This is a genomic window from Streptomyces sp. NPDC002536 (assembly GCF_053594995.1).
Genome location: NZ_JBSFWU010000022.1, coordinates 21349 through 33293, shown reverse-complemented (window position 1 = coordinate 33293; position 11945 = coordinate 21349). Strand labels below are relative to the sequence as shown.

Here is an 11945-nt window from a genome sequence, read left to right as displayed (position 1 = left end):
GGAATTCACGACTCACATGGCACTCACATACTCTGCAGGCTCCCTGGTGTCCGCTCGCGGTCGCGAATGGGTGGTGCTCCCTGAAAGCGAGCCCGATCTGCTCGTGTTACGTCCGTTAGGTGGTTCGGACGACGACGTTGCCGCCATCTTTCCGGCATTCGAGAAGGTCGAGGGCGCCGAGTTCGCACCGCCGGAGCCGGGCGACCTCGGGAACCAGCATGCAGCGGGCCTGTTACGCACGGCTCTGCGGATCGGGTTCCGCTCAGGTGCGGGCCCCTTCCGATCACTCGCCGGGATCGCGGTGGAGCCGCGCGCATACCAGCTGGTGCCCTTGCTCATGGCCCTCCGGCACAAGACGGTCCGCCTGTTGATCAGTGACGACGTGGGCATCGGCAAGACGATCGAAGCGGGCCTGATCGCGAGTGAGCTCCTTGCCCAGTGCGAGGCGACGGGCCTGGCGGTTCTCTGCTCGCCCGCGCTCGCCGAGCAGTGGCAGCAGGAGCTGCGCAGCAAGTTCGGCATCGACGCGGAACTGGTCCTCGCCTCGACAGTCTCCCGCCTGGAGCGGGGGCTGGACTTCGGCCAGTCCCTCTTCGACAAGTACCCGAACGTGATCGTCTCCACGGACTTCATCAAATCCCCGCGTCACCGGGACGAGTTCGTACGCCACTGCCGCGACTTGGTGATCGTGGACGAGGCACACACCTGTGCAGCCGGCGACGATGCCTCGTCCGGCTCGCAGAACCAACTCCGTTACGAGCTGGTGCGACGCGTCGCCGATGATGCCGACCGGCATCTGGTGCTGGTGACGGCAACCCCGCACAGCGGCAAGGAGTCCGCGTTCCGGAATCTGCTGGGTCTGGTCAAGCCGGAGCTCGCCGCGGTGAACCTCGAATCGGAGGCAGGCCGGAAACTCCTCGCCCGGCACTTCGTGGCACGCAAACGGGCGGACGTACGCCAGTACCTCACAAAAGGGGACGGGCTGAGCGACGACTCCCTGGCCGAGCGGACGGCTTTCCCCTCGGACCGCTACTTCAAGGACGAGACGTACAAGCTGTCGCCGGAGTACCGGTCCCTGCTCGACGATGCCATCGCATATGCGCGTGAACGCGTCGAGGAGGCGGACGGCCGGGGCAGGCGGGAAGCGAGGATCGCCTGGTGGTCGGCCATCGCGCTGCTGCGCTCACTGGTGTCGTCGCCGCGAGCCGCCGCGCAGACGCTGCGGACACGTTCGGCCGCGGCACTCGCGGCGTCGGCCGAGGAGGCCGACCGGCTCTGCGCGCCTCTCACCAGTGATGCGGCCGACAGTGACGCGATGGAGGGGATGGACGTCGCGCCGGGCGCGGAAATCGTCGAGGAGGGCAGCCGGAGCCGACTGGCCGAGCTCGCCGAACGCGCCGAGAAGCTGGAGGGTCCCGCCCAGGACCTCAAACTCAAGGCACTCGTCAAGCATCTGAAGGCGCTGCTCGCCGACGGGTACAACCCGATCGTGTTCTGCCGGTACATCCCCACGGCCGAATATCTCGCCGCGCAGCTGGAGAACAAGGACGGAAAGCGAAGCCCGTTGGGAGCGAAGGCCGTCGTGAAGTCCGTCACCGGCACGCTCTCCCCGCAACAACGCATCGAGCGCATCGAGAAGCTCGCCGAGGAAGCCGGAGAGGACGCCGCCGCCCGCCGTGTCCTCATCGCCACGGACTGCCTCTCCGAGGGGGTCAATCTCCAGCACCACTTCGACGCCGTCGTCCACTACGACCTGGCCTGGAATCCCACGCGTCACGACCAGCGCGAGGGCCGGGTCGACCGCTACGGCCAGCGCAGGGACCAGGTCCGGGTCATCACGCTCTACGGCGACGACAACGGCATCGACGGCAAAGTCCTGGAGGTGCTCATCAAGAAGCACCGCCAGATCAAGAAGGACCTCGGCATCTCGGTGTCCGTACCCGACGAGCTGTCGGCGGGCGTCACGGACGCAATCGTCGAATGGTTGCTGATGCGCGGCCGGGAGAACCAGGACGCGCTCTTCAGCGCCGACGCATTCAAGCTGAGCAAGTCCAAACTGGACAGCGACTGGCATTCGGCGGCGGAGCGTGAGAAGGCGTCGCGCTCCCTGTTCGCGCAGCGCTCCGTGCGCCCCGAGGAAGTGGCCCGGGAAGTCGCCTCGATCCGGGAGGCCCTGGGCGGTGCGGGCGAGATCCGTACCTTCGTACGGGAAGCGCTTCACGCCATGGGCGCGGTCCTGCGCGGGGACGGCGAAGACTTCACGGCCCAGGTCGGCGGCGCTCCCGCCGGCCTCCGCGACGCGCTCGCGCCGGCCGTCGGCCCCGCGGTGATCGAGAAGGACCGACCGATTCCCTTCCGCACCGACCCAGCAGTGACCCGTGGCGAGGCAGCCCTCGTACGCACCGACCCGGTGGTCGGCGCTCTCGCCGCCCACGTCCTCAACGCCGCCCTGGACAAGGAGGCCGACGGCCCCCGTCCGGCCCGCCGCTGCGGCGTGATCACCACGGACGCGGTCGCCACCCGCACGACCCTGCTCCTGGTCCGCTACCGCTTCCACCTCACCCTGCCCTCGCGCAATGGCGAGAGGCAGCTGGTCGCGGAAGACGCCCGGCTGCTCGCCTTCGAGGGTTCCCCGAAGAACGCCGCGTGGCTGACGCCGGAGCGGGCCACCGCCTTGCTCGACGCGACCGCGAGCGGGAACACCGACCGGCATTTCGCCGAGCGCACGATGACCCGCATACTCACACAACTCCCGGAAGCATCCGGCCATCTGGAGACATACGGCGATGAGCTGGCAGCCGAGCTGGACGCCTCGCACCGCCGGGTGAGGGCCGCTGCGGGCGAGATCGTCCGGGGCCTCACCGTGACTGCCCAGAAGCCCGCCGACATCCTCGGCGCATACGTCTATCTGCCCGCCGCGCCCATCGCCGTTCCCGGGGAGCCCGCCTGATGTCCGCCACCGCTCGCAATCAGGTCTTCTCCTCCGTCCACACAGTCGGCGGGCTGCTGCCGGCCGACATGCTGGTACGGATTTCCGAGGGCAGGGTCGCGAAGGATCTCAAGGGCCTCGCACCCGCCGACTACCGCATTCCCGGCTCACGTTCCGTACGCGACGAGGCGGAGCGCCACTGGGACCACCTCAAGTCGCTCTGGCAGGAGCTGCGTGAACAGCTGCCCGTCGCACCCGAGTCGGACGTGCCTCTGGACACCACGGGCTATGCCCGCGCCAACTGGGTACACCCCCTGTTCGAGGCCCTGGGCTTCGGCCGCCTCGCCCCCGTGGGCATCGAGGGCATCACTTCGGACGACGGTCTCAAGACTTTTCCGGTCAGCCATCGTCGCGAAGACACACTCGTCCATGTCACGGCGTGGAACGTCTCGCTCGACAAGCGTCATGGGGCTGGCAATCCGGCACCGCAGTCCCTGCTCCAGGAAGCACTGAACCGCGCGGAACCACACGTGTGGGCCCTGCTCACAAACGGTCGCCGGCTCCGCCTGCTGCGGGACTCCAGCGCTCTGGCCACCACGCCATACATCGAATTCGACCTGGAAGCCATCTTCGACGGCGAGCTGTTCAGCGAATTCGTGCTGATGTACCGGCTGGTGCACGCCTCGCGTTTCGAAGCCCGCGAGGGCAGCACCTCCCAGCGGACCTGCTGGCTCGAGGCCTGGCGGGACACCGCCATCCGCTACGGCGCCCGTTTCCTGGACGACATCAGCGAGGGCGTGCGCCTCGCGATCAGGGAACTCGGCACGGGCTTCCTGCGGCACCCCGCCAACGCCGCGTTACGCGAGAACCTGAACGTCAACTCCTACCATGGCGCCCTGCTCCGGCTGGTCTACCGCCTGCTCTTCGTCTTCGTCGCCGAGGACCGCGGTGCCCTCCACCCGCCCGAGGCGAGCCTCGAGGCCCGCGACCGGTACGCCGCGTACTTCTCCACCGCCCGGCTGCGCGAGCAGGCGCGCCGCCGCCGGGGCACTTCCCACTCCGACCGGTATCAGGCCCTGTGCCTGGTTCTCGGCGCTCTCGGCGACGAGGCAGGCCGAGCGGAGCTCGGCCTGCCGGGTCTCGGCGGCCTGTTCGACGAGACGGAGGCGGATGCCCCGCTGCGGGGCCTCGCCCTTTCCAACGAGCACCTGCTGGCCGCTGTACGGCACCTTGCGATCGTGCGCGACACGGAGGCGGCTCGCTGGCGCGCAGTGGACTATCGCACGCTGGACGCGGAGGAGCTGGGCGCGATCTACGAGTCGCTGCTCGCGCTCGTACCCCAATACAGCATTTCCGAGCGCAAGTTCGAGCTGGTGATCCGGGCGGGCAACGAGCGCAAGAAGACGGGTTCGTACTACACACCGAGTTGCCTGGTCGACACCCTGCTGGATTCGACTCTCGACCCTGTTCTCGACGAGGCACAGAAACGGGGAGAGCAGAAGGCTGCTCAGGCAGAGCAGTTGGACGCTGCGGAGGCCGTGGTCTCGGAACTGCTCTCGCTGACCGTCTGCGACCCTGCTTGCGGCTCGGGCCACTTCCTGGTCGCGGCAGCACGCCGCATCGCCAAGCGCGTGGCGGCTGTGCGAGAGGGTACGCCGGAGCCCACTGTGGAGAGCGTGCGTCACGCTCTCCACGAGGTCATCGCCCAGTGTGTGTACGGCGTGGACCTCAACCCGATGGCCGTCGAACTGGCCAAGGTTTCCCTGTGGATGGAGGCACTGGAGCCGGGCAAGGCCCTGGGGTTCCTCGACGCACATATCAAGCTCGGCAATGGGCTGATCGGAGCCACGCCGGCGCTGCTGCGGGGCGGGATCCCGGATGAGGCGTTCAAGGCCGTCGAGGGCGATGACAAGTCGGTGGCCGGTAAGTGGCTCAAGCGGAACAGGGAGGAGCACCAGGGCATCTACACCCTGGACGCGGCGGTCGAGGAGTCGGTGAGCGTCTCCAACGCGGCCTTTGCTGAGGAACTGCGGGATCTCGTGGACAGTTCCCCGACCGACAACGTCGCTCAGGTCCGGGCACTCGCGCGACGCTACCAGGCGTGGCTGCAGTCACCTGAGCGTGTCAACGCCGTGCATGTTGCGGATGCTTGGTGTGCCGCGTTCATGTGGGAGAAGACCGCAGCGGCCCCGCCGCCGGTGACACAGCGCGTCTTCCGGTCACTGGAGTCCCCCGAGGGCAAGGGTGCGTTGCAGGCGACGCGACGAGAGATTGTCCGGCTCGGGGCCGAATACCGCTTCTTCCACTGGCACTTGGAGTTTCCGGAAATCTTCCGTGTGCACGCGGACCAGCCGACGGCGGGGGTCGACCCCGTGACGGGATGGGCCGGCGGATTCGACTGCGTGCTGGGGAATCCACCGTGGGACAAGGTCGACTTCGAGGACAAGAAGTACTTCAGCGTGGTCGAGCCGTCGCTTGCGGAGATCTCCGGTACGGCGCGGCGTACGGCGATTGCGAAGTGGGCCGACGGGCATCCGGAGGAGGGGGCGCGATATCGGGCGGCCAGGCGTCGGGTGAAGTCGTCGTTCTTGTTTCTCGGGTCTTCGGGGGCGTATCCGCAGTTGCGGAAGGGGCTTTCCATCAAGGGGGTCAACTCGCTCCAGACGGACCAGTTGTTCACGGAGAGGTTCGTGTCCATCACAGCATCCGAGGGGCGTTGCGGCACGATTGTGCCGACGCAGATCGCTACGGGTGCGGGTGCGCAGTTCCTGTTCCAGGACCTGACACGGCGGGGGGCTGTGAAGCACCTGTACGACTTCGAGAACGGTAAGCGGGAGAAGCTTTTTCCAGCGGTGGATTCCCGATACTCGTTCTCGCTGCTTTCCCTCACAGGCCGTGGCTCACTCGAGCCAACGGCACGTTTCGCATTCTTCTTAGGCCACCCGGACGAACTCGCTGATGGTAGGTCAGTGTTCGCACTCGCACCCGAGGAGATCGCCCTCATCAACCCGAACACGGGCACGCTGCCGGTGTTCCGCACCCGCAAGGACGCTGACCTCACCGCAGCTATCCATCGCGCAGTACCCGTTCTGGTAGACGAACGCCGCAAGGACGGAAACCCATGGCGCATCGCCTTCAAGCGTCTCTTCGACATGACCGACGACTCCGATCTCTTCCGCGACCGGGGCACGTTGAGAGCGGAAGACTGGCGCCTGAAGGGGAACACTTTCGTCCGTGACGAGGAACGAATGTTGCCCCTGTACGAGGGCAAGATGGCCCACCTCTTCGACCACCGCTGGAACCGCTACCACAACCTAGGCAACGACGACTACGAGCGCGTCTCGCTGGAGGACAAGCGGGACCCCTACGGTGCAACGCTGCCCCGACACTGGATCCCGGAGAGCGGCCGCATCTCCACCGTCCGCAAGGGCAAGAAAACAACAATCCCTGGCGTGAACCTACGCCTGGAGGAGCTGGCGTGGAAGCACAACTGGTTACTCGGCTGGCGGGATGTTGCCCGGACAACAGATGAGCGGACAGCCATCCCGGCGTTCCTGCCTAAGGCGGCCGTGGGCCACACCTTCCCGCTGATGTTCCCTGACACCTCGGCCACCCTGACAGTCACGATGATCGCAGCTCAGAGCTCCTTGGTCTTCGACTTTGTGGCCCGCCAGAAGGTCGGTGGTATCCACATGGCTCTGATGACTTGGAAGCAATTACCTGTACATCACCCCGACGACCTCGCCCCGCACGCCACCTTCCTAACCCACCGCAGCCGCGAACTCATCTACTCCTCGTGGGAGATGCAACCGCTGGCTCAGGACCTCGGCGACGCTGGCGCACCTTTCATCTGGAACGAGGACCGCCGTGCCCAGATCCGAGCCGAGCTGGACGCGTACTTCTTCCACCTCTACGGCATCTCCCGCGAGGACACCGACTACATCCTTGAGTCATTCCAGACCGAGAACGGCGGCCTGAAGAACAACGAGATCGCAAAGCATGGTGAGTACCGCACCAAGCGACTGGTCCTCACGGAGTACGACCGCATGGCAACGGCTGGACTCAGCATGAGCAGTCCCCTCGTGGACGGCGAGAACTACACATCGACCCTCACCCCACCGCCAGGCCATGGCCCCCGGCACAAGCCCCACGTCTGAGCCCGCTGACCCATCGCCGTGCCACGGTTAGGCCCCACACGGGCCCAGCCGTGGCACGTGCGACCCCACCTCGTGAACCAGCGAATACCTCCCGACCATGCGCCAGCAAGGCCGACACGCTGGCGCTAAAGAGCCAACCTCTTCTGACTGTCTATGAACACTTGCCAGGCGGCAGCCTTGAAGTAGATAGCTATTCGGCGTCCGGGGTCTTTGGTGTCGCGTACGACATGACGCCCCTCGGGGAGAACCGCGTGTTCGAGGCAGTTGTTGTTGCTGCCGCTATAGCTGCTCTTGCGCCATTCGGACACAGCGCCAGTCATGATCCGTTTTCCTCGATGAGTGCGCGAATGAGCCGCCGCGAGTCGGACGGGGACAGTGCGACGGCTGTCAGTTCCTCCCACGCGCGCGTGTACGCCTGTACGTCGTGCGCTTGTTCAAGTAACGTACCACCAGTCAGGTACTCCAGCCAGGCAACATCGATCGACGATTCTCCGCGAAACGTGAAGAGGCTGAACGGCGCGAACTGGTCCACTACGAACCGCGCCTTGAGCGGGAGGACTTGCACAGTGACGTTGGGCCGACGTCCCACTTGCTCGAGGTGCCGGAGCTGTTCGGCAACCACGGCACGGGGGCCCGGGATGCGGTGAAGTGCCGGCTCGTCCACCACTACGCGAAGCCTGAAACCCAGGTGGTCGTCCAGGAGTTCCTTGCGTTTCAGCCGTGTCTCCACGAGCGCATCCACCTGATCCTCGGGAAGACGTGCGGAGAACAACTGGCGCATATATGCCTCGGTCTGCAGCATCCCTGGCACAAGCATCGGCTCATACACCCGGACGAGCCCCGAGTCGGACTCCAGCATCAGATAGTCACGCAGCGCGTCGACCAGCGGACCCTGGGACGTCCACCAGTCGACCTTGCGCACGTCAGCAGCCAACTTGATCAGGCGCCGACGGTACTTGTCGTCCGTCACTTCATAGAGGTCGAGGAGCGTCGCCAAGTCCCCGGGCCTGATGCCTCGGTTGCCGTTCTCGATCTGCGAGATCTTGGGCTGGCCGCACCCCAGTCGCTTCGCCGCCTCGGAGACAGTGAGGTTCCGGTCCGCACGGAGCCGCCGTAGCTCGCTACCGAGCCGCTTGCTACGCATGGTCGGCAGGCTTCTCTGATCCATGCGTGCATCATGGCCCACTCAACCACGCGCCAGCGCTGTCATATGCCAATCCCGCTGGGCATGTATCGCCTGTACGGAAATAGTTGCCCAGGCCGGTCTGCTGGTCCACCTCGACACGTCACGGCTCGCAGTCGAAGCGTGACAACGAGCCAATCAACCCTGCTCAGGCTTCGGTCTGTTCAGACGTGGAGGGGACATGCCGATCCACCCGCAACGCTCCGACCGCCGGCTCACGATGGACCTCACGTTGAGACCTGCGGAGCTGGCCGAAGTGCGCCGGATCGTGCGCGCCCAACTCCACTACTGGAACCTGACGGCGCAGGCCGACGACGTGGTGACCGTGGTCAACGAGCTGCTGACCAACGTCGTGGATCACGTACCGGGCGCCCGCTGCAAGCTGGTCCTTGAGCACAAGGCACACCTCCTGCACGTACGCGTCAGCGACAACCACCGCGCAGCTCCGGTCAAGCAGCGGCCGAACATCGACCGGACAACCGGACGCGGCCTGGCTCTGATCGACGGGCTCACTCATGGATGCTGGAACGTGGCGACGACGTCGCCCGGCGAGGGCAAAGAGGTGCACTGCTTGTTCGACACCTCACAGGCGGCACCGCGGACCGAAACCGTCAACGCAGCGGACATCGTCCATGAGATCTTCCGCTACGGAAACGCCTACCCCGGGCGTCTGACGGACGTCCTCCACTACACCCCTCGCGCGTGCGACCACCTGGCCACCGGCAGGCCCTGCAACCACAACTGCCTCACCGTCACTATTGGTTCCGTCGTACGCTCCGCGACCGGGTGCGCCTGCTCGGCGGGACGCTGACGCGACAGGACAGATCGCTGGCAGCCGCCGCCCGCCGAATCACCGCTGAGGGAACACGGCTGCGGCTCGCGCCGACGGGCTCCGCCCCGCCGCTGTGGATCGAACAGCACCGGCCCGCCCTCCGCGACGGCCCGTGGCAGCAACACCGGCTGTACTTCTGGTACTTCTTCGAGGCCCTTCCCGGCTCCCCGGAATCGCCGCGCGACCGGTATTCCTGGCTACCCATCGCCGACTTCCCGCTCACCCCGCTCCGGAACCTGGTGCCCGCGGCATCGTCGAGGAGGAGCCCATGCGCGCCGTAGGCGCCCTGCGCCCGCCCGGACTTCCGCAGGTGCTGAACCCCCGCGCCCCTGGGGACAAGGCGGCCGCAGACCGCAGTGCCACCATCTGGGATGGCGGGGCCCCGTACAGCAGCACTCTGCCCAGTCACCTGAGCGTGTGCCTCACACCGCAGGACTCCGAGTGGGCTACCGGTTGCCCTCCAACGTAGGGCCCCCGATATCTGCCTGCTGACCGTCCGCGTGGCCCCGCCAGTAGCCGCTGCCCTTGAAGGTCACACGGCGCTTCTTACCCAGCTTCCCGTAGTGGGAGGAGACCGCGTCCTTGACCACGGCACTCCGATCGGCCAGGACGAGAGCCACGCTGCGGCTCTCGCCGATGGCCAGGCCGGCGTCCTGACGGTTGCGTTCGGTTTCTGTCTCCTCACGGGCCTGGCGCTCGGCTTCTTCGATGCGCAGAGCAACAGCGCGGATGAAGCCGAGCATCCAGGAACGCTTGTACGCGCGCAGGTTTTCCTTTGTCGGCCGGTGCTGCACGCCCGCCCTTTCGGCTCCCTGCAACATCTGCAGGCGCAGACTCGCGTAGAGAATCATCACGGATTCCAGATCCGGCGCAAAGCCGAAGAGGTGGACTCGATGGCGATTCGCCTTGCCACCGGGGTAGACGGCCTGGCAGCGCATCGCCACCCCGATCGCGGCGAGCAGCCGCTGGCATTCGCGCATCCACGGGGCCGTGACATCCACCATGCGGTCGGCAGGTTGCTCGGATGCCGGGTCGTCGCCCTGGAGCATGGCCTGTTCGATGCCGTACTTGGCCATCAGCGCCGTCGCCTTGCCCAGGTAGGCTTCGGCCTCGTAGGGAGTGGCCGCCGGGTCCTCGGCCTTGCGGAGTATCGCCTTCACACGGGTCAGCAAGTGTTCAGGGAGATTCGCCGCTGTCGAGGTGGTAGGCGCTTCCGGCGCATCTCGGCCGGCAGGGGTCTCCTGCGGCTCCGGGGACTGCTCACCACCGGGGCCCGCGCCGGTGCCGTCCAGCTCGTCGTCCTCGTCCGTCTCGCACTCGTCCGCAAGCAGATCTGCCAGATCCTCGGGGTCCGGGACCCGTGCGCGCAGCCCGGCCAGCGCACCCATCGCCCAGTGTTCGGCATCGTCAGCGCGCACCTCGGCCCGGAGCGACCGCAGGACGGCGAAGCCGCCACGCGTGTCCGGGGTCAGGAACTCAAGGCGCGCATGGCCGAGTCTGGCCAGAACCAGCAACTCGCACAGGTCGGTGACACTGTGCCGGGAATACTGCAATGCGATGCCGGGTTCCGGATACCAGTCCTCCGGCTCGCCGAACGCACCGTGGCCAGTGAGCTGATCGACACTGAACAGGTCGAATTGGCGAGGGGCTTCCACATCCGCGTGTACTCGGATCACCGACGAGGACGCCGCTCCCGAGAAGGCCAGTGCCGCCGCACGCTCCTGCAGAGAACCAATGATGTGGTACCAGACCGGAACGGAGCCGCGCATGGCGTGCCAGGTGAGCTCACCCCGTGCGCTGCGAGCCACTGCTTCCTGCTCTGTCCGGCTGTCCAATTCGCCGTCCGTGGCCGACGGCACATCGTCGATGCAGCTGAAGAACTCCTCCAAGTACGCCTCTGCAGACTGCCGTTCTCGCTGCTCAGCATTACTGAGCAGCTCCTTCTCGCACCGCGAAAGCCCCGCAATGACTGGCTGGATGACCTCGCTGAGGTAGGTCTCGGTTGCGCGGCTCAGCTCTGCCAGGAAGGCACCGACGGGCGCGTACGCACCACTGTCGGATTTCTCGGCCCAGTCCCTCAGCTCCTCGGCGCGGACTCGTTCCTCTACCAGGAGCGCCAGATGTCCTGCGCCTTGGAGGGTCGCTTCCGACTCGGCCATAGACGTTTCGATCGCCTCGCTGACATGCCCTTCGGCGAAAACAGCGCGAGCGAGCAGCCCGAACGGTGCGGCCTCCGCGGCGAGATGCTCGACCAAGGAGGTGAACTCCCAGTGGTACTGCCGCTCAGGTTCGTGCTCGGGTGCAAGGACGCGTGTGGCAACCGGACTGCGGATTCCCCAGCGGGATATCAGTTCGTCGTCCGCCTGCCTCGGCCCAGCCATGACACATCGGTCGCTCCACCACAGGGCAAGGAGTATTTCCTGCCAGGCTTCCGCATTCCAGGAGCGGAGCGCCGGCTCGTCGGTCAGTGCGAGAGCGGAGCGGATCTCCTGTACCGCGCTGCTCAGGTCGTGCCGGTGACCATGAGGGATGAGCAGTTCAAGCCATGCAACGGTATCCGCCACCGGTCGTACACGTGCTTCGTCGGAAGCCGCCCGAACCATCACCAGCGCGTCGAGCAGCCGCCGGTCGCCCAGATCGGAGGGAACCAGCTTGTGCAGCCGGGGGGAATGATCGGCCAGTGTCTCGCCGATTTCCGAGGCACGCGCCCTCAGCCAGTCTTCTCGAGCCTCGGTGAACGCTGTGACCGCCGACTCATCTGCGCCGTGCTCCGCCATGACGTCCTGCCCTCCCCTGCGGCCAAACCGCTTTCCGGGTCGGCCGCCTGCGTCACGTGATCGAAAT

The 11945-nt window shown here is 66.4% G+C and carries 7 protein-coding genes; 4 read left to right on the top strand and 3 right to left on the bottom strand.

The features are described 5' to 3' along the window. The first annotated feature begins 16 nt into the window (after positions 1-16). Both ACWD4B_RS11045 and ACWD4B_RS11040 read left to right on the top strand, forming a co-directional pair. Entirely contained in the window at positions 17-2950 is a 2934-nt protein-coding gene (locus tag ACWD4B_RS11045; protein ID WP_451420465.1) for a helicase-related protein, read from the top strand. Continuing rightward, positions 2950-7086: an Eco57I restriction-modification methylase domain-containing protein gene (locus tag ACWD4B_RS11040; protein ID WP_451420464.1), complete on the top strand. Its 4137-nt coding sequence runs from the start codon at positions 2950-2952 to the stop codon at positions 7084-7086. Before ACWD4B_RS11045 ends, ACWD4B_RS11040 begins: the two co-directional genes overlap by 1 nt. A 125-nt stretch (positions 7087-7211) precedes the next feature. Here ACWD4B_RS11040 and ACWD4B_RS11035 read toward each other — a convergent pair whose 3' ends face one another. Together ACWD4B_RS11035 and ACWD4B_RS11030 are read right to left on the bottom strand one after the other, a co-directional pair. Beyond that, positions 7212-7406, bottom strand: a complete 195-nt coding sequence (locus tag ACWD4B_RS11035) for a DUF397 domain-containing protein (RefSeq protein ID WP_451420463.1) — start codon at positions 7404-7406, stop codon at positions 7212-7214. Further along, positions 7403-8254, bottom strand: coding sequence for a helix-turn-helix domain-containing protein (locus ACWD4B_RS11030; protein WP_451420462.1), 852 nt, complete (start codon positions 8252-8254; stop codon positions 7403-7405). The genes ACWD4B_RS11035 and ACWD4B_RS11030 overlap by 4 nt, the downstream gene beginning before the upstream one ends. Positions 8255-8450: 196 nt before the next feature. On the opposite strand from ACWD4B_RS11030, the gene ACWD4B_RS11025 reads away from it, so the two are divergent. Then, positions 8451-9080: an ATP-binding protein gene (locus ACWD4B_RS11025; RefSeq protein ID WP_451420461.1), complete on the top strand. Its 630-nt coding sequence runs from the start codon at positions 8451-8453 to the stop codon at positions 9078-9080. Beyond that, the gene (locus tag ACWD4B_RS11020) at positions 9056-9382 is read left to right on the top strand and encodes a hypothetical protein (RefSeq protein ID WP_451420460.1); all 327 of its coding nucleotides are present in this window, start codon (positions 9056-9058) and stop codon (positions 9380-9382) included. Before ACWD4B_RS11025 ends, ACWD4B_RS11020 begins: the two co-directional genes overlap by 25 nt. Positions 9383-9547: 165 nt before the next feature. On the opposite strand, the gene ACWD4B_RS11015 is transcribed toward ACWD4B_RS11020, so the two are convergent. Further along, entirely contained in the window at positions 9548-11878 is a 2331-nt protein-coding gene (locus tag ACWD4B_RS11015; RefSeq protein WP_451420459.1) for a DUF2786 domain-containing protein, read from the bottom strand. Positions 11879-11945: the final 67 nt, after the last annotated feature.